A 21,283-nucleotide genomic window follows, 5' to 3' on the forward strand; every position below is an offset into this window, starting at 1 on the left:
TCGAGCTTCGCACCACGCCGTTACCGACATCGCACGTCAAGGGCGGGGACGGGCCATACGGACACAGACCCGGGACCACACCAACGGCATCAGCCGCCTCTCCAACCAGTCAGCCCACTCAAACTCGTGCAGCATCGTGTCGCACGGTCGCCTTCCCAATGCCCGGCCTGCAGTTTGGTCTCGACCTCGGCCGGTCGCTGGTCGATCATGGTCATGTCACGCACCGCCGCACCGTGTCCGGACCGGGTCAGCCAGCGTGACTTGCGGATCCGTCGGCCAGTGCGAAGCTTGCGGCAGTAGCGCTTGTGCAGGCCCTTTCCACCAGGGACGAGCAGGGCCCGGTAAATCGTTTCCGGACACAGCGACATGGACCTGTCATCTGGGTAGGTGCGGCGGAGCCATCCGCTGATCTCGTCCGGTGACCAGCATCGGTTGAGTTTGCGTTGCACCAGCTTCCGCAGTTCCCGGTTGGCGGCCAGCTTGGGCTCGCGGGGTCGGCGACGCTGCACTCGTGCGGCGTGGTCGGCGGTCTGGGGCAGGTAGCGGCCTTGTTCGTCACGGTGCCGATCGAGTTCGCGTTTGATCGTCGATGGGCTGCGGCCCAGCTCGGTGGCGATCTGCCGCTTCGAACAGCCCAGCCGCAACAGATCAGCGATCTGCAACCGCTCTCGCAGCGACAGGTACCGTCCCGAGGATTAGCGCTGCTGGGCAGGCGCCACGCTCTGGTGACGGGCTCGGGTGCGAATCAGTACGCCGGTGCGTCGAGTCACCCCGAGCAGCCTGCACGCTGCGGTGTTCGTCAGCCCGGAACGCATCAACTCCCAGTACCGCGTGTCGCGCAACTCGGTCTTCGACAGCGGCCGCGCGTGCAGCAGTTCGACATGGCGCGCTGACTCCCGCACCGCGCGCTGCTCGGCGGCCGTACGCTCACGCCGCGCCCGCTCATAAGCCCTACGGCGTTCGGCCTCCCACACCGCCGACCGCTCCCGCGGAATCCGCAGCTGGCGCGCCACAGCACGCGCGGACACGCCCTGCTCCCGCAGAGCCGTGAACCGGCGCCGCCACCACCGATACGCACTCGCGCGACTAATACCAGCAGCCCCGCAAGCGGCGTCGAGAGAAGCGCCGCCGAGGAAGCTTGCCCAGAACGCGTCCTCAACCTCTTCGCCGACGGCGAGATGGTGTCGGCGGTCGCGTCGGCTAGTGGCCCTCTGCTGCTCCCAGCGAACAACCAGCGGGGAGAAGTACCCCAGCGACGCCTGAGCCTCGGCCACACCCAGGCCCTGCTCGCGAAGAGCCACGAACGACTCTCGCAGCCACCGATACCCCGTCTGCTTTCCGACCCCGGCCGCCCGTGCCGACCGTGTGAGATCACGCCCCTCACGCACCGACGCCAGGAAACGCACACCAGCAGCAGAGTCCGACCGCAAGTACATCGACGAACCACCTTCGAAGAAGGCGTTGCGTCGACCGATAGAACCTGAGGGCTAACCGTACGCTGCCGATCATGCCTCGGTGCGCCAGGATGGCCGGCACGCTGGACGTAGCCTCTTTAGTAGAGGGCCGCAGGCGGCCGTCGCGTGGTGCGGGTTGTGGTGCGAACTGCGGTCACGCGATGCACGTGGAGTCGAATCCGGAGGGGCGGCACGACTGCAAAGTCGCAGGTAGAACGCCTGGGGCAGGTCGGCGAGGGTTCTCATAATCCCTGGGTCGCGGGTTCGAGTCCCGCCCGCCCTACCCCTCTGACCTGGCGCGCGGCGTTGTAGCCGAGTGCCGGAACCGGGCGCGGTCCTCGGTGTACTCGATCCGGTTGGCCGAGGACTCCCGGCTGTCCGTGCGGCGATTCACGCCTTTGACCCTGGCAGGTTTGCGATTGAACAGCCACGTTCTTCCGGCAACAATTGCCGGCATGCAGTTCAGCGCCGATCTTCGCGATCGAGTAGCGGACGGAACCATCACCGTCTCCTACCGGCTCTGGTCGCGACCAAAGGTCAAGGTCGGCGGCGTCTACCGGAGCGGGTCCGTGATGATCGAGATCGACGAGATCGAGCTGCTTCCGTTCTCGTCCATCAAGGAGGTGGATCTCGACCGGACAGGAGAGCCCGACCGTGAGACCCTTCGTCGTCGCGCTGCACACGCCGGTCCGATCCAAGACGACACGATGCTGTACCGGGTGGAGTTCCATGTGGTCAGGCAGCGCCCATGATCAGGTGACCCTCTACGCCATGCCTTTCGCCTTCATTACCGACTTGAGGTAGGCGATGACGTCGTCGTGCGTGGGCTCCGACCGTAGGCGAGATGCATTGACCGCCCACTCCAGCGGGGTCAGGTCGGAGTTCCCGTACGGCTCGTCGGGCTCAGATCGCGCCGTCAGGTCAGCACCCCACTCCACAAGCTTGCGGACCTGCTCGAGGTCTCCGCGCCAGGCGGCAATGTGAAGCGACGAAGCCGGCCACGGAGGACGCTCCAGCGCTTGCTGAAAGGCCTCGCGGGTGTGGACAGGCTCGCCGTGGGAGATGATCACACGCTCGAACGGAAGGTCCAGCATCGCATGAAGGTCAGGCAGAGCGCGTTCCTCGTGAGTGGGTGACATCCACACCCTCAACGATCCAGCTCGCTCGGTCAGGCCGTCGCCGAACACCAGAGTCTTGTGCTGTGGAAGGTAGAGCGGCGTCTCGTGCCAGCCACGTGGATCCCGGAAAGGTAGCAGGCCTCCCGGCAGCTCACGACCGGGCACGATCTTCTGCACGTCGGTTTCTGCCGGGCCCACCTTGTCGATCATGTCGGGATCAAAGGCGTTCGGGCCGAAGGCGCGGCATCGGTATCGGCGGACCAGCGCATCGACGCTCCACGTCTGGCGATCGCTCCAGGTCTCACGCATGTGATCGGCGAGCAGGACTGCGACCGCCGTAGGCGGTCCGGCGGCGAATCGATCCCACACCTCGCTCGCGACCTCCGGCGGAAGCAGAGGGTCGACCACCCACCTTTCGTCGCCTGCGTCCACACAGACACTCGTCACCACCTTCTGCCAGTCGTGACCCTCACTCCAGGCGGGGTGCTCGAGCCGCCAGATCCAAAGACCCGGCGCGAGGTCGATGACCTCCACACCCGGGGAGATGCGCTGAGTCATCGCCGCATCATTCCTTTCGCGTGCGGACCGTCCGCTGGCCGACCGGGGGCAGAGCCGGCAGAGCCAGTGTGGCAGGCATACCGGACATCCTTAGTCCTGTACGCAGCGATGCTGTACACCGGAGTACCCGAGTCCGGTCGGGCATTCGTTCGTGGGGCCAGCGGCAGATCGTTCCGAGCGTTCGCTCGTCACTCGTGCGGGGCGAGCGTGCGGGCGAGCAGGCTGGCGGTTTCCGCGAGCAGGTGGTCGTCCGCGGGAACACCCTCGAGTTCCTTGCTGGACATGACGGAGAGGACGAGCGTCGTACCCTTCGGTGTCCACACGATGCCGATGTCGTTCGCGGTTCCGAAACCGCCGGTGCCGGTCTTGTCGCCGAGCACCCAGTCGTCCGGCAGGCCTGCCCGGAAGCGCCTGCCGCTCGTGGTGTTGACCTTCAGCCAGGACACCAGCTGGGCGCGATGGAACGGCTTCAACGCACGGCCCAGGACGAGGTGCGCGTAGTCGCGGCCGATCGCCTCCGGCGTGGTGGTGTCCCGCACATCGCCGGGGACGCTCGCGCTCATGTCCGGCTCGTACCGGTCCAGTCGGGTGTACGAGTCGCCGAGGGAGCGGCAGAACCTGGTGAATCCGCGCGGGCCATCCGTCGCGCGCAGCAGCACGTTGGCCGCGGTGTTGTCGCTGAGCGCGATCGTGGCCATACAGAGGTCGCGGACGGCCATCCCGGTGTTGACGAAGTTCTCGGTGATCGGGGACCAGTCGACCAGGTCGTCCTCGGCGTAGTGGAGGACGCGCTCCAGATACTCGCCGCGGTTGTCGTAGTCGCGCATCACGTGCGCCGCGAGCAGACTCTTGAACGTCGAGCACATCGGGAAGCGCTCGCCGCTGCGGTACCTGACGGTCTCGCCGGTACGTACGTTGCGCGCATAGACGCCGAGCCTCGCGGCGTACCGCTTCTCCAGGTCTTGGAGCTGTTGGGTGACGCCGGGGTCCGATGTCGCGATGGCCATCGGAGTGGCGGTGACCGCGGCGGCACCCGACACGAGCACGCCGGCGGTCGAGGCGGTGAGGCCGGTCTTGAGCAGCGAACGACGGGACACCGGTGAGGTCGAGGGCATCTGTGCTCCAGGTTCGAGAGAGGGTAACGGCACGGGCGAGCCAACCAGCTCACCTGCGGTCATGTCCAAGACACAACTTTGAACGAACCATGCAGATCTGATATGAGTCGGCCATGGACCTGTTCGTGCACCTCGAGACGTTCGTCGCCGTCACCGAGGAGCAGAGCTTCTCCCGCGCCGCGGATCTCCTCGGCATCGCACAACCGTTGCTCAGCCGCCGCATCAAGACCCTCGAGCGGGAGCTCGGCGGTGACCTCTTTGACCGGTCCAGGCGGCAGATCGAGATCACCCGGTTCGGCAGTCTGCTGCTCCCGCACGCGCAGGATGTGCTGCGAAGGGCGGAGCAGCTGCGCAACGTGGCCAGGTCCGCCCAGGCGTCCGCGGTCCAGGTGCTCGGTGTGCCGCCGGACTGCGACCCGCCGGCGCTGGCCCGCGTCATCCGCGCCGCGGCTGACCGGGGGGTCGCTGTGAGCGTGCGGGAGCTGCCCGCACAGGCTCGCTCCGACGCCTTGGCGGACGGGTCCCTGACCCTCGCGCTGGTTCGCGTCCCCGTAGACACCGCGGACCCCGCGGACCTCGACGTGCCGCTCGGCCTTGCCGGGGCGATGCCACGCGGCGGGCTCGGCGGGGGCGTCGCCCACCTGGAGAGCCTCCGCCCCCGCCGGGGCGCTGCTTCGAATGCCGACCCGGCGCTGCTCGTCACCCCGGAGGACGACCTGCCACAGTTCGTCGAGCAGCTGCGCAGGGCGATCGCTCGCGCCGGGCTGCCGGAGGAACGGGTCAAGGTCGCGTCGTCGACGGCGGCCGCGCTCGCAGAGACCCTCGCCGGCACCGGACTGCTGCTCTGCACAGAGCAGTTTGCGCGACGCAACCAGGTCACCTGGGTGCGACTGCCCGACATCCCGGTGCGCAGGGGGTACCAGCTGGCACCCAAGGCCCCGGACTGGTTGCTCCCGTTGCTCGGCGCTGCCGTCGGGAGTGTCCCCGAGCACCGGCAGGACGCCGACGACGCGCGCACGCGACTGGCGGTGCAGGCGTGACCGTACGCCAGCCTGCGTACGTCGCCAGCTCGCCGAAGCTGCTGCCGCTCGCCCAGTCCGTCGCGGCCGACTGGCAACGGCTCGGCGTCCAGGGGCACCTGCTCGCGCGGAACATCAGCACTGGGGATCAGTTCGGGTTCGACGTCGACACGCCGCTGCCAATGGCGTCGGTCGTGAAGGTTCCGCTCGCGCTCGCCGTACTCCAACGCACCGCGACCGGTGCACTCGACGCCGCGCAGCAGATCACCATCGACCCGGGCGCAGCCAGCTTCGGGCCGACCGGAATCGCGGCGTACCGCCATCCGGTGACCATCGCGGTCGGCGACCTCGTGTACCAGATGCTCTCGGTGAGCGACAACGCGGCCGCGGACACACTCGTCGACCTTGTCGGCATCGACGGAATGCAGCAGAGCCTGCGTGAGTGGGGCTGTACCGACATCAAGATCAGGCACCGGATGCAACGGATGTACGACTGCGCCGCCGGTGTGGCGGGCAACGACTTCGGCCTGGCAATGGAGCTCGCGATCAAGTCCGAGAGCACCGGGCACCATGTGATCGAGCTGCTCGACCCCGGGCGGGGCAACGTCGCCAGCGCAGAAGCGCTCGTCGATCTCCTGCAGCGGGTGTGGCTCGACCAGATCGCGGTCCCGGCGGCGACGGCCGAGCTGCGCCGACTGATGTCGCTGCAGGTCTTCACCTACCGGCTATCCGCCGACCTACGGGCGGACACACTGCGGGTGAGCGGCAAGACCGGGTCGTTCCTCCATCTGAGGCACGAGATCGGCGTGGTCGAAGCAGAGTCCGGCGACCGGGTGGCGATCGCCGCCCTTACCCGGTCGACCCGCAGAGCGATGATCGCCCACGACGTCGACGTGGCCATCGGCGCCGCGGCCCGATCGGCGTTCGAGGCGCTGCGCCGCTGAAGGCAGCGCCCGCTGCGCGCAAATGAGGTTGCCTGTCGGACGGCGACCTGCTTCGCTCCTGGACAAAGTATCGATCGATGAAAGGGGCCCCACGATGCGTCGTGCGTTCATGTCCACGCGAACTGCCAGCTATGTGGAGGACGTGTCATGCAGTGCGAACGCTGAACCTGGGGATCTTGGCACATGTCGACGCAGGTAAGACCACACTGACCGAGCGGCTGCTCTTCGTATCCGGCGTCATCGACCAGCTGGGCAGCGTCGACGATGGCAACACTCAGACCGACTCGCTGCCGCTCGAACGCCAACGTGGCATCACGATCAAGTCCGCCGTCGTCTCGTTCGAGGTCAACGGGGTCGTGATCAATCTGATCGACACGCCTGGGCACCCCGACTTCATCGCTGAAGTCGAGCGCGTGCTGACCGTCCTCGACGGCGCGGTGCTGGTGGTCTCGGCGGTGGAAGGCGTCCAAGCGCAGACCCGCGTACTGATGCGTACCCTGCAACGGTTGTGCGTTCCCTCGCTGATCTTCATCAACAAGATCGACCGCAGCGGTGCACAAGAGGGGCCCATCCTGCAGAGCATCTCCGACAGACTCACGCCGGGCATTATTGCGATGGGATCGCCCTACGGTCTCGGCACCCACGATCCAGGATTCACGCCGTACGACCCCGCCGAACCTGGCTTCACCTCCCGGCTGACCAGCCAGCTCGCCGACCATGACGACGCACTGCTTGCCGCGTACGTAGGCGACGAGAAGGTTCCGTACGACCAGCTCCGACATTCCTTGGTCACCCAGATCCGTGCGGCGCAGGTGCATCCGGTGTACTTCGGATCGGCGGTCACCGGCGCCGGGGTCGAGGCCTTGATCGAGGGAGTCACCGAGTTCCTGCCCACGGTCGAAGGAGACGCCGAAGGTCCAGTCGCCGGCTCGGTCTTCAAAGTCGAGCGCGGCCCGTCAGGAGAGAAGATCGCCTACGTCCGCCTGTTCTCCGGGACCGTACGCATCCGAGACCGGCTGCACTTCGGCGACAATGCCGAGGGCAAGGTCACGGCCATCCACCTCTTCGACCACGGCAAAGCCGTCCATCACGGTACGGTCACAGCCGGGCACATCGCGAAGCTGACAGGCCTTGTCGACATCCAGATCGGCGACGCCATCGGCACGCCACGCACCACAGCCGGACACTATTTCGCTCCGCCTTCCCTCGAAACGGTCGTCGTGCCCAGCAATCCGGCCGACAAGGGCGCGCTCCACTCCGCCCTCACGCAACTCGCCGAGCAGGACCCGCTGATCAACCTTCGACAAGACGATGTCCGCCAGGAGATCTACGTCTCGCTTTACGGTGAAGTGCAGAAGGAAGTCATCCAGGCCACCCTGGCAAGCGAGTACGCCATCGACGTCACGTTCCGCGAGACCACGCCGATCTGCGTCGAACGACCCGCAGGTGTCGGGACCTCGCTCGACGTGCTCGGGAAGGGAGGGAATCCGTACGTCGCCACGGTCGGGCTGCGCGTTGAGCCCGCGCCCGCCGGTGCCGGCATCGAGTTCCGGCCGGATGTCACGATCGACGGAATTCCGATCCATGCGTTCAAGGACGTGGAGGCGTTCCGCAGGACGGTCGAAACCGCAGTGCGAAACGCCCTCCGGCAAGGAATCCACGGATGGCAAGTCACTGACTGCATCGTGACCATGACGAAGTCCGGTTTCGTTTCGGCAACGAGCGCGAAGGACTTCCGCCTCCTGACGCCATTGGTGCTGATGGACGCTCTCAGCCGCGCCGGCACCATCGTGTGCGAGCCCATCCACCGCTTCCATCTCGATGTCCCCGCGGACACCGTGGGGCAGATGCTGGCGGCCCTGGCGCGGTTGCGCGCCGTGCCGGAAACACCGGTGATTCGCGGCTCGGAGTGCACCATCGAGGGTGTGATCCCGGCAGGACGAGTGCATCTGCTCCAAGAACAACTCTCGGGACTGACCCGCGGTGAAGGCGTGCTGGAGTCGGCCCTGCACCACTTCGAACCGGTCGGCGGCAAGGCGCCGAGCCGCCCGCATACCGGCGTGAATCCACTCAATCGGACCGAGTACCTACGGCAGATGAAGCGAGGTATCTGAGACACCTCGGCATCGCTCGGCGTGCCAAGTCGACACGCCGCCTCCGCGCTGACCCGCGTGGTCATCTCGAGCGCTGTACGTCGCATCCAGGCCGATTGCTGATGATGGTTAACCTGCCGTCGTGGGTTCTGATCGGGTAGGCGGCGGCGCCGTTGGGCGAGGCGCGGGATGGTATCGCGGCGATTGCCACGTGCACTCGGTTTACTCGGATGGACACCTGACGCCAGAGCAACTCGCCGCGGAGGCGCGCACCGCAGGGTTGGACTTCATCGCCGCCACCGAGCACAACACGTCCGCCGGTCACGCCGCCTGGAGTGGCGTCGCCGGCGATGACCTGCTGGTAATCCTCGGCGAGGAAGTGACCACGGACAACGGTCACTGGTTGGCGCTTGGTATCCGCCCGGGTCAGGAGATCGACTGGCGGTACCGCGTGCGGGACGGCGTGCTCGGTCGGCACCTGGACGAGGTGCGCCGCTCGGGTGGCCTGTGTGTGGCAGCACACCCGCACGCCCCCTACCAGTCCGGGACGTTCATGTATCCCCCTCAGGGACTCGATGTCATCGAGGTGTGGAACGGGCTGTGGGCGTCGGACCTGCCGTGGAATGCCGACAACGCTGCGGCCCTTGCCGAATGGGGCCGCAACCTGGCCGCCGACATCCATTCCGGAACGTGGCGGCCCGCGATGGGCAACAGCGACACCCACTTCGAGAATCAGCTGGGGATCCCGCAGACAGTCGTCCAAGCTGACGACTTCACCACCGGCGCCATCCTCGCGGGAATACGCGCCGGTCGGAGCTGGGTCGCCGAGTCCTCCGGTGTCGACCTCGCGGTCACCCTCTCCACCAACCACCGGACCGCCGGCATCGGTGAACAGCTCGAGACCGACAACAAGCCAGCCGTCGTGCGCGTAGCCGTTCAGGGCGTACCGTCCGGCTCGATCAGCGTGCACACCGATCGCGGCACCGTCCACCGCGCGTCACTGCCCGAGGATGGCGCAGGCGCGACCGAGTGGGCGACCACCGCCGAGGAATCGGACTACGTCCGCATCGAAGTACGCCACCCCAGCGGCTCCATGGCAGCGCTCACCAACCCCGTCATCCTGACCTAGTCCGGCTGCCGAGCTGCGCGGTGATACTTGGTGTATCGAGCGGGCGGAGGCTGGTGGCGATGGACGTCTGGGCGTGGGCCTTTCTCGTCGTTGCAGTCGCGGCGATCTTCATGGTGATCTCCGGCGAGGTTGTGGTGACGTTCATCCTCACCGGCCTCTGGATGGGAGTCATCTGGCTGCTCGTGACGTACGGCGGAGTGGTGATGGATGGTCCCGGCCCCGCGATCGTGATCGTTGTCGGCATGGTGATCCTCAGCATCGTCACGCTCGCCGCCATGGCCAGCGCCATCGAGGACCGCCGTTCGGACAAGACCTGATCTCAGAGCCACTCTGTGGCAGGTCATGGCTGTGCCATTGTGGACCTGTGAGAGCCGTACAAATCCGGCTCGACCGCGCCATCAGGACACCTAGATGTTGCGGATCATGAGGTTGGTGACGCGGGGGGCGTGAGGACGTGAGGCGGGTCTCCGTCGGCAGGATGTGAAGCGCTGACCACACGTCCTGTTCCGAAGGAGACCCGCGTGTCCCACCGTAATGCTCCGTTGACTCCTGCTGGCCGTCTGCGTCTGGTTCAGCGCTGTCAGGCCCGTCCGATCGCTCATGTGGCTGCCGAGGCTGGCCTGTCTCGGCAGTGCCTGTCCAAGTGGGTCGGCCGGTACCGCCGGTGTGGCCAGGTGGGTCTGCTCGACCGGTCGTCAGCGCCACACACCTCGCCCGCACAGCTGGCGCCGGAGGTGGTGGAGCTGATCGAGTCCTGGCGCCGCAAGCGCAAGTGGTCCGCCCGCACGATCGCGACCGAGCTGGCTGCGATCGGGCACCGGGTCTCGGCCGCGACGGTGGGCCGCTGGTTCGTCCGGCTGGGCATCAACCGCCGCCGCGACCTCGACCCCGACGGGGAGGTGAACCGCAGACCAGCCACGATCACCGCCCGCTATCCCGGCCACATGATCCACCTGGACGTCAAGAAAGTCGGTCGGATCCCCGACGGCGGTGGCTGGCGCGCCCACGGCCGCGGCAGCACCGCCGACCGGGCCGCCCAACGCGCCAAGAACCGCCGCAACGGCGCCGCCAAAGCCGGCTACGTCTACCTACACTCCGTCATCGACGGCTACTCCCGACTGGCCTACACCGAACACCTGCCCGATGAGACCGCCGCCACCAGCATCGGCTTCTTCCACCGGGCGCGAGCGTTCTTCGCCGCCCACGGCATCACTCGGATCACCCGCGTGGTCACCGACAACGGACCCAACTACCGCGCCGCCGCCTTCGCCCGCACCATCGCCGCGTTCGCCTCCCGCCACCAACGGATCCGCCCCTACACCCCACGCCACAACGGCAAAGTCGAGCGCTACCAACGGATCCTGGCCGAAGAACTCCTCTACGCCAGAGTCTGGACCAGCGAAACCCAACGCGCCGAAGCCATCCAGATCTGGAACATCCACTACAACTACCATCGCCCACACACCGCCGTCGGAGACCAACCCCCAGCCTCACAACTCCACCACGGCGTCACCAACCTCCTGACCGGGAACACCTAGACGGTGCTGTGCGGCCCCGGCCGGGAAGGAACGTCCAGCTGCGTACGTTCGTCGACTCGAATAGAGACCAAGCGAAGACTCGAGTTCGCCGAGGGCCACTGAGCAGGTGTGGTGACCCGTACGAATCCGGCAAAGTGAGGCATCATGGCAAGGCTCTCTGAGCGCGTCCGCGCATTCTTCCACGGCGAGCAGGCACAGCGACTTACTCGTCAGGCCCGCGAGCAGCTGCGTAAGCCTGGGAACCAGCGGCGACTGCGGCAGTTGGTGCATCCACGCCGGCACCGGCACCACTGACCTGCCGGATCCGGGCGTTCCCTCCGCTGAGGGTGAGGTCCTCGTGTCCCGACTGCTCACAGGTCCAGGTCGACGACGACCGGGGCATGGTCGGAGGGATTCTTTCCCTTGCGCGCATCTCGGTCGACGTAGGCGTCCGTGACGCGTGACGCTGCCGACCGGCTCGCAAGGAAGAGATCGATCCGCATGCCTTCGTTCTTGTGGAACCTGCCAGCTCGGTAGTCCCAATAGGTGTAGGGAGTGTCGTACTTCAGCGCCCGTGGATTCACGTCATCGAGACCGAGCGCGCGAAGGTCGGCGAGTGCCCCTCGTTCCTCATCGGTGACGTGGGTCGAACCCACGAAGACGGACGGATCCCAGACGTCGGCGTCGGTAGGTGCGACGTTGAAGTCACCAGCCACGACGAACGCCTCCGAGGTGGCGAGCTCAGCTGCCAGCGCGTCGCGCAGCGCGGCGAGCCACGTCAGCTTGTAGTGGAAGTGCGGGCTGTCCGGGGTCCGTCCATTGGGCACGTACACCGACCACACCCGCAGCGGGCCACAGGTGGCGCCCAGCGCGCGGGCCTCGACTTGGGCGACCGGCGGGATGTCGACCAGCGCCGCGTCATCCTCATCCGGTGGGGGCGCGTAGCCCGGCTGGCCGGGGAACCCCCGGGTGATCTGTTCGAGTCCCACGCGAGACAGGATCGCCACGCCGTTCCACCTGCCGTCGCCGTGGGCGACCACCTGATAGCCCCGCTCGATCGCCCCCTCACCGGGGAACTTGTCTCCGGCGCACTTGGTCTCCTGCAGGCAGAGCACGTCGGGTTGGGCGAGGTCGAGCCAATCCTCGACGCGTGCCTGCCGGGCGGTGATGGAGTTGACATTCCAGGTCGCCACTCTCACACGTACCGTTGTACCGCACCGACCCAGGTCGTCGTCGGTAGGTCCTGGCGACGCTCGCGGAGAGGTTCGATCAGCCGGGCCGGCGGGTGATACAACGGTACGAATGTATGACCGTCCGCTGATGCCGGGCCTTCGAAGGCGCCTGGCGCTCGCCTCCGCAAGGATCGGGGCGTGGGCGGCTCAGCGACGCTTCCTGGGCGTCGTCCTCCGTACGTACGCGCGGGTGTCTACCCGGTTGCGTCGTCCGGTCCAGGTCGTCGGCCTGGCCGGGTTGGCTGCCGGCGGGGCCTGGCTGGGCATGTTTCTCGGGCAGACGGCGGCTCCGGTGGGTCCGGTGGACACGACGATGCGGCTTGTGCCGTCGTGGGACGGCGAGTCGAGGGTTTCACTGCCGCCTCTCGGCACCCTGGAGCTCGACACGCACGACGGGCCCGTCCAGATCCAGGTCAGCGTCGACGCGATCAACCCGGTCGCGGCGAAGCGGCTCGTCGAGGACCCGCAGGCGCTTCGGGGGCTCGAGCCCGAGATCGTCGACGACGTGCGTACCGGTATCTACGCCACCGCGACCAAGGGGCTGATCACCGGAACGCTCGGCGCGATGACGGTCACGCTGATCGTCATGCGTCGCCGGATCCCGACGCTCATCGCCGGCGGTGGGGCCGCCGTCGCGATCCTCACGGTGCTCAGCGTCGCGGGCGCGACGCTGGATCCGCGCGCTGTCGCCGAGCCGAAGTACACCGGCCTCCTTGCCAGCGCACCCTCTCTGGTCGGCGACGCCCAGGACCTCGCCGAGAGCTTCGGTGCCTACTCCGACGAGCTGGTACGCCTGGTCGGCAGCGTCTCCGACCTGTACGACGTCACGAACACGCTCCCGGCCACCTCGGCGAGAGACGACGAGATCCGGGTCCTCCATGTCTCTGACCTGCACCTCGGCGAGCACGCGTGGGACATCATCGGTTCGGTCACCCGGCAGTACTCCATCGACGTGATCGTCGATTCCGGTGACATCACCGACCATGGCCTCCCGGCTGAGAACTACTTCCTGCAACCCATCCGGAACCTCGGTGTGCCGTACGTCTGGGTGCGCGGTAACCACGACTCGCTGGTCACCGAGGAGGCGATGCGGGCGCTGCCGAACGTCGTGGTGCTCGACGGCAAGGTGAAGACGGTGAAGGGGATCCGGTTCCTCGGCGCGGGTGATCCGCGGTTCACCCCGGCCTGGAGGCGTGTCGTGCCGGAGTCGGACACCCGCGCGGTGGCGAACCAGGCGTTCGCGCTGGCGAAGGTCGCGAAGAACTCCTTTCCCGCCGTCGACGCGATCGTCTTCCACGACAGCGCCGGCGCGACGTTCTTCGACGGCCACGCGTCCTTGCTGCTCACCGGCCACGGCCACGAACACCTCGCCCGCGTACTGCCGAAGGGCAGCCGACTCATGCAGGAAGGCACCACCGGTGGCGCTGGCATGCGTGCCCTGAAGTACGAGGAGCCGCAGCCGGTCGCGCTGGCGGTGCTCTACCTCGACCGGTCGACCAGGGAGCTTCGGGCCTGGGACCAGATCACGCTCGGTGGGCTTGGGCTCACGTCGGCCCAGATCGAACGGCACCAGGTGAAGCCGGACGAAGAGGCGGAACCGCCACCGAGCCCGATACCCACTCCGACCGGTTCGGTGCCCGAGACTCCGGTGTCGTCGCCGACCGTCAGCCTCGACCCGTCACCCCCGCCCTCCCCGTCGTCCCCCTCCCCGTCCTCGCCCTCCCCGTCGTCGCCCTCCCTTTCGTCTCCTCAGCCGGACGGACGCTAGCCGCCGAGGCGCAGCGACTGCCGAACGACCCGTACGGGACCGGACGCCGGTGGCGTACGCCTGCGCCATGATGGGGTGATGCGAGTGGTGGTGCTGTCTGACACCCACGCGCCCCGGCGGTGGCGGTCATGCCCCGAGCGGGTCGCCGCACACCTGCGGACGGCTCAGATAATCCTTCACGCGGGTGACGTGTGCACGGCAGCGGTGCTGGACGAGTTGGCTGCTTACGCGCCCGTGCATGCGGTCCGGGGAAACAACGACGGGCCCGACGTCGCCAACTGGGGCGCGCCGGACGAGGTGGAGCTGACACTCGAAGGCGTACGACTTGCGATGCTGCATGACAGCGGTCCGGCGGCCGGGCGCCTCGCCCGGATGCGCCGCCGCTACCCGGATGCCGATCTCGTGGTCTTCGGTCACTCCCATATCCCGCTGACGGAGACCGGGCAGGGTCTGCGGATCTTCAACCCCGGCTCGCCGACCGACCGGCGCCGGCAGCCACGAGGCACGATCGGAATCCTCGAGCTCGACGCCGGTCGGATCCTGGACGCCCGGATCGTCCCTGTCACCTGACTGCCGCCCCGTCGCCGTCGTCCCGAGGCGGGCAAGGAGCCGGTCGGCGTCCGCGGAAGCGTGCCGGTTGCCCACCACACCGGGTTTGGCGACCGGAAGTTCGACCGGTGTCACCACCCCGACGCCGAGGGAGGTCAGGTGCCGGCACCACGCTGCACGGCCTCTCCGTTGCGCTGCGCGGCGTGTTTGAGCACGACCCGGTGTCCCTGCCAGTCCGACGGAAAGACCGGTGACCATGGATAGCAGCACCGTTCCTGGGTCGGTCGGCTGTCCGGGGCGTGCTTCTCGCCCGAGAAGCGATGCGGCTGATGGTGGCGCGTCCCCGACATCGGCCGGATTCGGACGGGGTTCGGCCTCTCGCGTTTCGTCGTCTGGCCTCACTACGGTGCACGACATGTTGCTCACGCCAGAATCGCCTTATGCAGTTGACGTGAGAGCCGCCCAGAAATACGGCTCTGTTCCGGGACTGCCGGCATGGCAGGCGGACCGGTACCTCGACCTCCTCCTGCCCACACCACGACCGCCGGAGCTGGCACCTGCCGTTCTCTACCTGCACGGCGGCGGTTGGCGGGCGGGGGAGCGGAGCGCCGGACTGTATCCCTGGCTCAGCCCACTGCTCGCCGCCCACGGGTTCGTCGCGGCCAACGTGAGCTACCGGTTGAGCGGAGAGGCACCTTTCCCGGCCCAGCTGTACGACGTGAAGGCGGCGGTCCGCTGGGTGCGGGCGAACGCGGAGGCGTACGGGATCGACCCGGAGCGCGTCGGGGTCTGGGGCGATTCGGCGGGCGGCCACCTCGCGGCGCTGCTCGGCACCACCGCCGGGCGTGCCGATCTTGAAGGGAACTGCGGCTCGACCGAATGGTCGAGCGCGGTGCAGGCGGTGGTCATGCGTTGCGCACCGAGTGACTTTCCCACGATGCCACCCGAGAACGCGGAGGTGCTCGACGCTTGTTCGGCGGGCCGCCTTCAGAAACTGCGGAGCTCCGCCGGTTGGCGAGCCCTGCGGGTCACGTGCATGCGGGCGTGCCGCCGTTCCTGATCGTGCACGGCACCCGCGATGAGACGGTCCCGTTCGACCAGGCGGAGACCATGGTCCAGGCACTTCGGGCGACCGACCGGGATGTGACGTTCCATGTCGTCGAGGGCGGGCACCACAACCTGCTGGAAAACCTGGATCTGCCCTGGGGGAGCGACCCTTGGGTCGATCTCGGCCTGCAGGCCCTCGACTTCTTCCGGCGGACCCTGGGAACGTGAACGGCCTACGTCCTTCGGGGGCTGATCGGCGGTAGCGTCGGTCACGGGCCGATCGGGGACGAAGACGCCGCCAAACCTCCACCAAGTGCCATGGATCATGCATGATCCATCACCATGACGCCGATCCGCCCGTTGGGACGGGGCACGCTTTCCGACGCCGTGTACGAGCGCCTCGGTGAGCTGATCTGCTCCGGCGGACTCGTCCCCGGCGAGAAGCTCGTCATCGACAAGCTGGCCAAGCAGTTCGATGTCAGCATCACCCCGGTCCGCGAGGCGATGCGCCGGCTGCAGCGTGAGGGCCTGGTCACCGAGACCCCCTACCGCGGCATGACGGTCTCACGCGCGACGGACGAGCAGCTGCGCGAGCTGTTCGCGGTCCGAGGGCTGCTCGAGGGGTACGCGGCGGCCGAAGCGTGCCAGGTGATGACCACCGAGGAGCTCGCCGTCACCGCCCGGTTGCTCGACGCTCTGGAACGCGCCACCGCCGACAACGACGTGCGCGAGTTCCGCCGGCTCAACACCGAGTTCCACGACAGCTTCGTCCACAAGGCACCATCCCAGGCACTACAGGAGGCGATCGCCGCGATCGCCCGCAACACCGAGCGCTACCGGCACTCTGACGACGTCTTCGACCGTGCCTATCTCGAAGCGTCCCAGGCCGAGCATCGGGAACTGCTCACCCTGCTACAGCAACGCCGACGCGACGACCTCGAACGCCTGCACCGCCGCCATGCCATGACCTTCGTCGACCATCTGATCAGGGGACGGACGAGCTAGTGAGGAGGGAGGAGCCGGGTGCGCATCACGAAGGTTGACACGTTCACTTTCTGGGCCGACTGGTGCAACTGGCTCTTCGTCCGCGTGTCGACCGACGAGGGCCTCGTCGGGTGGGGAGAGGGATCTCTGCACGGCGCCATCGCGTCGGTCGAGACCGCGATCAGGGAGATGAGCCCCGCGCTCGTCGGTGCGCCGTTCGATGGCGTGGAGGTCAGCTGGCAGCGGCTCTACCACGGCTGGCGTTGGCGTGGCGGAGCGATCCAGAACACCGCCCTCAGCGCCATCGACCTCGCCCTGTGGGACCTCGAGGGTGTTCCGACAGGGCCCGGACTCGGTGCGGAGGTCAACGTGGAAGCCATCGCGGAGTTGAGTTTCCGACCGCAGCCGTTGTCGCAGTCCAGGAGCTGGTGGAGTTGATGCGTACGCGCCGCCAATGCCCTCTCAGGTCGCCGGAACAGACCTTTCACGATTGTCTACCGACAGGAGGACTTCTCGTGTCACGCACAGGTGACGACGCCGAACGCCTCGGCCAGGTCGAGGACGCCATCTCCGCGGCTTCGCGGTCGTCGGATCTGAAGATCACCGACCTCCGCGTGGCGGTCGTGGCCAGCAACTACGACTACCCGATCATCCGGATCGACACCAACCAGGACGTGTACGGACTGGGCGAAGTCCGCGACGCGGGGCACAAGGAAAGCGCGCTGCAGTTCAAGAGCATGCTCGTCGGTCAGAACCCCTGCAACGTGGACATGATCTTCCGTGCCATCAAGCGATACGGCAACAGCGGTCGTGAGGGTGGCGGCGTTTCCGGGATCGAGATCGCCCTGTGGGACCTCGTCGGCAAGGTCTACGGCGTCCCCTGCTACCAGTTCCTCGGCGGCAAGTACCGTGACGCCGTACGGATCTACGGCGACACTCCCGCGCCGGCCGAGCCGACACCGGAGGCCTACGCCGACGTCGTACGCGCCCGTAAGGCTCTCGGCCTCACGTTCATCAAGTTCGACATCCGGCCGAGTCTGTTCACCGACACGCCGGGCGGCACGATCGGCCAGCCGTCGAAGTTCGAGCACGGCCTCGGTCGCCGATGGCGGGCACCGGGTGCCGGATCTCCCGCGAAGCTCACCGAACGCGGCATCGCGCGTGCGGTCGAGGTGGTGTCCGCGGTGCGAGAGGCGGCCGGCTGGGACGTCTCGCTCTGCACCGATCACTTCGGTCATGGACACCTGACCGCGAAGGACGTCATCAAGCTCGCCGAGCCCCTGGAGTCCTTCGGCCTTGCCTGGTTGGAAGATCCGATGCCGTGGTACGACGTGGCCGGACACAAGCGGGTGACGGACGCGATTTCCACGCCGACGGCGGCGGGCGAGGAACTCTATCTGTGGGACGAGTTCCAGCCGTTCATCGAAGAGCGGGCCATGGACATTCTGCACCCTGACCTTCTCACTTCGGGTGGGATGCTGGAGACGAAGAAGATCGCCGACTACGGCGAACGCTTCGGCTTGACGACGGCGCTGCACTTCGCCGGCTCGCCGATCGCGTTCATGGCCAACGTCCACTGCGCTGCGGCGATTCCCAGCTTCGTGGCGCTCGAACACCACGGTCTCGACCTTCCCTTCTGGGAGAGCCTGGTGACTGGCCTGCCGGCGGACTATCTGACCGACGGCTACGTCACCGTCCCGGATTCCCCCGGCCTGGGTGTCGATCTCAACTACGCCGCCATCGAGGAGAACCTCCGCACACCCGACACGATGTTCCTTCCCACCGAAGAGTGGAACACGCCCAAGCTCGGCTTCTGGCGTCCGGACGATCGCTGGCGGGAGTGACGATGACGAGATTCGACCATCTGAAAGGCGTCTTCGGCCTGCTGCCCACGCCTTACGCCGAGGACCACGAGATCCACACCGCCGATCTCCTGGCGGCGGCGGAGTTCTGTTGCGAGACCGGGCAGCACGGCATCGTGTGGCCGGTGATGGTGGGGGAGTTCTACCTCCTGGGTGAGTCGGAACGCCTCCGCCACCTCGAGCCCCTGCTGGAGAAAGTGAACGGCCGCCTGCCGGTGGTGTTCGGATGCTCCGGTACGTCCGTGCCACAGGTGTTGCTGTTCGCCCGCGAGGCGCAGAAGGCCGGTGCAGACGCGATCATCGCCATGCCTCCGGCAGGTACGACGCAGGACGTGGGAATGGACATGTTCCGTCGGCTGGGCGAGGTCTTCGAGGGCCCGATCATCCTGCAGAACGCGAGCGACTACGTGCCGCTGTCGGCCGAACAGGTGGCGTCGGTCGTCGACGACGTACCCCAGATCACCTACGTCAAGGAGGAACGCCCACCGGGGCCGCGGCATATCGGGGAGATCCACCAGCTGCTCGGCGACAAGATCAAGACCATCTTCGGCGGTGTTGGCGGGCGGTTGCTTCCCGAGGAACTCGTCCGCGGGGCTGGCGGGTGCATGCCCGCCTGCCAGGTGGCCGATGTCCTGGCCAAGGTGATGGAGCAGTGGTGGGCCGGTGATGAGCCGGCCGCGCGGGACCTGCACCAGCGGCTCCTGCCGATCCTCATCCGGGAGCGGCAGTCACTGATGCGCTACATCCTCAGGAGGCGTGGCGTCTTCACCTCGACCGTCCAACGGGCGCCCAGTGCGGCGTTCGAGCTCGACGCGGACGACAAGCGGGAGATCTCGATCCTGATCGAGGCAATACGTAACGACGTCGGCGGCTATCCCTTCGGGCCGGAGTAGCCGCGAGCCCGCCGTCGGCCATCCAGCGTCGCGAACGAAAGAGGAACGGAGTGAATCATGGGGGACACGGTTTCTCGCAAGGCGTTCCTGAAGTCGAGCGGGATGGCCGTCGTCGCGACTTCATGGGACAAGGTTCTCCCGAACGTCGCGGAGAAGTACGAGGTGAACGATGATGCGAGCGAGTACGTCTTCACGCTCCGCCGAGGAATGAAGTGGTCCGACGGCAAGCCGTTCGCCGCCGATGACGTTCTTCTGGTACGAGGACGTCTTCATGAACGACGAGTTGATGCCCACCAAGGAAAGGATGAGGTGCGGCGGCCAGGAGCCGATGCTGGTCGAGAAGGTGGACGACATCACTTTCGCGGTGCGGTTCCGTTCCAGGCCGAACGCGCTGCTCGACCGATTGCTCGCGTCGGGCAACGGCTACGGCATCGCGATGGTTGCCACACCTCGCCACTACCTCGAACAGTTCCACAAGCGCCACAACCCGGACATCGACCGCAGTACCTCGTCGAGGGATGAGCGCCTGAGCCGGGCCCGGAACTCCCGGCTTCTGTCCGACAAGGGCGGGGTGAGGGCGGTCGTCCGCCTGCTCGATATCGTGACAGTCTCGGCGTCCGGCTAAGGAGATGGCACGTGGGTGACGACGCACCGCGGATCCTGTTGACAGGAGCGGCCGGCAGGATCGGCACGAGCCTGCGCGACACGCTGTCGGACTATCGCCTGCACCTGCATGACCGGGACCTGTCCGGCGTCCAGGCGCGGCCGAACGAGATGGTGTTCGAGGGTGACATCGCGGACTTCGACGGCGTCCAGAAAGCGGCGGCGGGGTGCGACGCGGTGATCCATCTGGCGGCGGATCCCCGGGTTTCGGCGCCCTGGGACGACCTGCGCTCGCCCAACTTCGACGGTGCCTACCACGTGTTCGAGTCGGCCCGTCTGGCTGGCGCGCGTCGGCTCGTCTTCGCCAGCACCAACCACGTGACCGGCATGCTCGACCAGCAGGAGCGGTGGCCCCTCGACCCTGGCGGTGACATCGCGCCGGACTCCCTCTACGGCGCGAGCAAGGCGTTCGGCGAGGCGCTCGGACGCTACTACGCCGAGACCAGTGACCTGTCCGTCGTCTGCCTACGGATCGGCTGGGTGCTCGAACGCTACCTTCCCGACAACGCGGGCTGGCGGCGGATGTGGTTGAGCTTCCGCGACCTTGGCCAACTCGTCCGCAAGAGCCTCACCGCCGATGTCCGCTTCGGCATCTACTACGGCGTGTCCGCCAACACCCCCATGCGCTACCTGCTGGACAACGCCCGGAGCGAACTGGGGTACGAACCAGTTGACGACTCGGCCCGGATCGTCGCCGAGCTCGCCTCGTCAAAGGACGCGTCGCAGGCCTAGCTCCCAGGTCCCGCGCGCGGAGGCCTAGAGCCTCACTGCTGCCACCGGGCGAACGGCTCGTCGGCACCGGGCGTCGGGACGTACTGGAGCTGGCCCGGGGCCAGTCGGTGCAGGGCGTCCTGCATCTGCGTGAGGATAGGGGGAGTCCGCTCGACGCCGGGTACGAACTCCTTGGGTGCGGCATAGATGATGCGGGCCACCCCGGCGACGGCACATGCCGCGTGGCACATCACGCAGGGCTCGCAGCTCGACACGACGGTCGCCCCGGCGAGGTTCTCCAGGCCGTGCCGGGAGCAGGCGGCGCGGATGGCGGCCACCTCGGCATGCGCCGTCGGATCGTTGTCCTGCGCGGTGGTGTTGACGCCGGTGCCGAGCACCTGCCCGTCTCGGACCACGAGGGCGCCGAACGGGGCTCGACCGACGCCCGCGTTGTCCAAGGCGAGCTGGACGACCTGCCGCAGGAGATCACTGTCGGCCGGAGCCAGGCCCGGCTCGTCACTCGACGTCATGCGGGAATCGTAACGTTCCGGGCGTTCCGGCCCTGCCCGTCGAGCTTCCAGGCGATCACGTGTCGCGGATGGCCGCCGATGAGGTCTCGGCTGAAGC

General features: G+C 67.3%; 25 protein-coding genes and 1 pseudogene. 19 read left to right on the forward strand and 7 right to left on the reverse strand.

Features of this window, described 5'->3' with window-relative positions; translation table 11 throughout:
- Positions 1 to 89 precede the first annotated feature (89 nt).
- Positions 90 to 680, reverse strand: a complete 591-nt coding sequence (locus ABNF93_RS16840) for an IS30 family transposase (protein ID WP_349329266.1) — start codon at positions 678 to 680, stop codon at positions 90 to 92.
- 15 nt (positions 681 to 695) lie between these two features.
- Entirely contained in the window at positions 696 to 1,436 is a 741-nt protein-coding gene (locus ABNF93_RS16845; protein ID WP_349329026.1) for a hypothetical protein, read from the reverse strand.
- 473 nt (positions 1,437 to 1,909) lie between these two features.
- Between ABNF93_RS16845 and ABNF93_RS16850 the strand changes: the two genes are divergently transcribed.
- The gene (locus ABNF93_RS16850; protein ID WP_349329027.1) at positions 1,910 to 2,206 is read left to right on the forward strand and encodes an ASCH domain-containing protein; all 297 of its coding nucleotides are present in this window, start codon (positions 1,910 to 1,912) and stop codon (positions 2,204 to 2,206) included.
- 12 nt (positions 2,207 to 2,218) lie between these two features.
- On the opposite strand, the gene ABNF93_RS16855 is transcribed toward ABNF93_RS16850, so the two are convergent.
- Both ABNF93_RS16855 and bla read right to left on the reverse strand, forming a co-directional pair.
- Positions 2,219 to 3,130, reverse strand: a complete 912-nt coding sequence (locus tag ABNF93_RS16855; protein ID WP_349329028.1) for an MBL fold metallo-hydrolase — start codon at positions 3,128 to 3,130, stop codon at positions 2,219 to 2,221.
- A gap of 188 nt (positions 3,131 to 3,318) precedes the next feature.
- Entirely contained in the window at positions 3,319 to 4,245 is a 927-nt protein-coding gene (bla, locus tag ABNF93_RS16860) for a class A beta-lactamase (RefSeq protein WP_349329029.1), read from the reverse strand.
- A gap of 113 nt (positions 4,246 to 4,358) precedes the next feature.
- Here bla and ABNF93_RS16865 point away from each other — a divergent pair, with 113 nt between their 5' ends.
- From ABNF93_RS16865 to ABNF93_RS16895, 7 genes are all read left to right on the forward strand, one after another.
- Positions 4,359 to 5,285, forward strand: coding sequence for a LysR family transcriptional regulator (locus ABNF93_RS16865; RefSeq protein WP_349329030.1), 927 nt, complete (start codon positions 4,359 to 4,361; stop codon positions 5,283 to 5,285).
- On the forward strand, positions 5,282 to 6,208 hold the full coding sequence (locus tag ABNF93_RS16870) for a serine hydrolase (RefSeq protein ID WP_349329031.1): 927 nt from the start codon (positions 5,282 to 5,284) through the stop codon (positions 6,206 to 6,208). Before ABNF93_RS16865 ends, ABNF93_RS16870 begins: the two co-directional genes overlap by 4 nt.
- 131 nt (positions 6,209 to 6,339) lie before the next feature.
- Complete coding sequence (locus tag ABNF93_RS16875; protein WP_349329032.1) at positions 6,340 to 8,322, forward strand: GTP-binding protein; 1,983 nt, start codon at positions 6,340 to 6,342, stop codon at positions 8,320 to 8,322.
- A gap of 121 nt (positions 8,323 to 8,443) precedes the next feature.
- Positions 8,444 to 9,430: a CehA/McbA family metallohydrolase gene (locus ABNF93_RS16880; RefSeq protein ID WP_349329033.1), complete on the forward strand. Its 987-nt coding sequence runs from the start codon at positions 8,444 to 8,446 to the stop codon at positions 9,428 to 9,430.
- Between the two features lie 59 nt (positions 9,431 to 9,489).
- Positions 9,490 to 9,747, forward strand: a complete 258-nt coding sequence (locus tag ABNF93_RS16885) for a hypothetical protein (RefSeq protein WP_349329034.1) — start codon at positions 9,490 to 9,492, stop codon at positions 9,745 to 9,747.
- A gap of 204 nt (positions 9,748 to 9,951) precedes the next feature.
- The gene (locus ABNF93_RS16890; protein WP_349329035.1) at positions 9,952 to 10,968 is read left to right on the forward strand and encodes an IS481 family transposase; all 1,017 of its coding nucleotides are present in this window, start codon (positions 9,952 to 9,954) and stop codon (positions 10,966 to 10,968) included.
- A 144-nt stretch (positions 10,969 to 11,112) separates the two neighbouring features.
- Complete coding sequence (locus tag ABNF93_RS16895; protein ID WP_349329036.1) at positions 11,113 to 11,262, forward strand: hypothetical protein; 150 nt, start codon at positions 11,113 to 11,115, stop codon at positions 11,260 to 11,262.
- Positions 11,263 to 11,318: 56 nt separating this feature from the next.
- Here the strand turns inward: ABNF93_RS16895 and ABNF93_RS16900 are convergent, their stop codons facing one another.
- Positions 11,319 to 12,146 carry an exodeoxyribonuclease III gene (locus ABNF93_RS16900; RefSeq protein WP_349329037.1) on the reverse strand — a complete coding sequence of 276 codons (828 nt, stop codon included), beginning with the start codon at positions 12,144 to 12,146 and terminating at the stop codon, positions 11,319 to 11,321.
- A gap of 103 nt (positions 12,147 to 12,249) precedes the next feature.
- Between ABNF93_RS16900 and ABNF93_RS16905 the strand changes: the two genes are divergently transcribed.
- Both ABNF93_RS16905 and ABNF93_RS16910 read left to right on the forward strand, forming a co-directional pair.
- Complete coding sequence (locus ABNF93_RS16905) at positions 12,250 to 13,947, forward strand: metallophosphoesterase family protein (protein ID WP_349329038.1); 1,698 nt, start codon at positions 12,250 to 12,252, stop codon at positions 13,945 to 13,947.
- A 78-nt stretch (positions 13,948 to 14,025) separates the two neighbouring features.
- Entirely contained in the window at positions 14,026 to 14,517 is a 492-nt protein-coding gene (locus ABNF93_RS16910) for a metallophosphoesterase family protein (protein WP_349329039.1), read from the forward strand.
- Positions 14,518 to 14,651: 134 nt separating this feature from the next.
- Here ABNF93_RS16910 and ABNF93_RS16915 read toward each other — a convergent pair whose 3' ends face one another.
- Positions 14,652 to 14,846 carry a hypothetical protein gene (locus ABNF93_RS16915; RefSeq protein WP_349329040.1) on the reverse strand — a complete coding sequence of 65 codons (195 nt, stop codon included), beginning with the start codon at positions 14,844 to 14,846 and terminating at the stop codon, positions 14,652 to 14,654.
- Positions 14,847 to 14,947: 101 nt separating this feature from the next.
- On the opposite strand from ABNF93_RS16915, the gene ABNF93_RS16920 reads away from it, so the two are divergent.
- The 9 genes and pseudogenes from ABNF93_RS16920 (at position 14,948) to ABNF93_RS16960 (ending at position 20,677) form a co-directional block, all read left to right on the forward strand.
- Positions 14,948 to 15,556, forward strand: coding sequence for an alpha/beta hydrolase fold domain-containing protein (locus tag ABNF93_RS16920; RefSeq protein ID WP_349329041.1), 609 nt, complete (start codon positions 14,948 to 14,950; stop codon positions 15,554 to 15,556).
- Positions 15,508 to 15,771: an alpha/beta hydrolase family protein gene (locus ABNF93_RS16925; protein ID WP_349329042.1), complete on the forward strand. Its 264-nt coding sequence runs from the start codon at positions 15,508 to 15,510 to the stop codon at positions 15,769 to 15,771. The genes ABNF93_RS16920 and ABNF93_RS16925 overlap by 49 nt, the downstream gene beginning before the upstream one ends.
- A gap of 114 nt (positions 15,772 to 15,885) precedes the next feature.
- Entirely contained in the window at positions 15,886 to 16,548 is a 663-nt protein-coding gene (locus tag ABNF93_RS16930) for a GntR family transcriptional regulator (protein ID WP_349329043.1), read from the forward strand.
- 18 nt (positions 16,549 to 16,566) lie between these two features.
- Entirely contained in the window at positions 16,567 to 16,965 is a 399-nt protein-coding gene (locus ABNF93_RS16935; protein WP_349329044.1) for an enolase-like domain-containing protein, read from the forward strand.
- Between the two features lie 77 nt (positions 16,966 to 17,042).
- Entirely contained in the window at positions 17,043 to 18,371 is a 1,329-nt protein-coding gene (locus ABNF93_RS16940) for a mandelate racemase/muconate lactonizing enzyme family protein (protein WP_349329045.1), read from the forward strand.
- 2 nt (positions 18,372 to 18,373) lie between these two features.
- A complete protein-coding gene (locus tag ABNF93_RS16945; protein ID WP_349329046.1) occupies positions 18,374 to 19,282 on the forward strand; it encodes a dihydrodipicolinate synthase family protein in 909 nt (302 codons plus the stop codon).
- Positions 19,283 to 19,384: 102 nt separating this feature from the next.
- Positions 19,385 to 19,477, forward strand: a pseudogene (locus tag ABNF93_RS34940) (hypothetical protein); the annotation flags it as partial.
- A 76-nt stretch (positions 19,478 to 19,553) separates the two neighbouring features.
- Entirely contained in the window at positions 19,554 to 19,907 is a 354-nt protein-coding gene (locus ABNF93_RS16955; protein ID WP_349329048.1) for a hypothetical protein, read from the forward strand.
- An 11-nt stretch (positions 19,908 to 19,918) separates the two neighbouring features.
- On the forward strand, positions 19,919 to 20,677 hold the full coding sequence (locus tag ABNF93_RS16960; RefSeq protein ID WP_349329049.1) for an NAD-dependent epimerase/dehydratase family protein: 759 nt from the start codon (positions 19,919 to 19,921) through the stop codon (positions 20,675 to 20,677).
- Between the two features lie 32 nt (positions 20,678 to 20,709).
- Here the strand turns inward: ABNF93_RS16960 and ABNF93_RS16965 are convergent, their stop codons facing one another.
- A complete protein-coding gene (locus ABNF93_RS16965; protein ID WP_349329050.1) occupies positions 20,710 to 21,186 on the reverse strand; it encodes a nucleoside deaminase in 477 nt (158 codons plus the stop codon).
- Positions 21,187 to 21,283 lie beyond the last annotated feature (97 nt).

Source organism: Actinopolymorpha sp. B9G3 (genome assembly GCF_040120725.1).
Taxonomy (GTDB): Bacteria; Actinomycetota; Actinomycetes; order Propionibacteriales; family Actinopolymorphaceae; genus Thermasporomyces.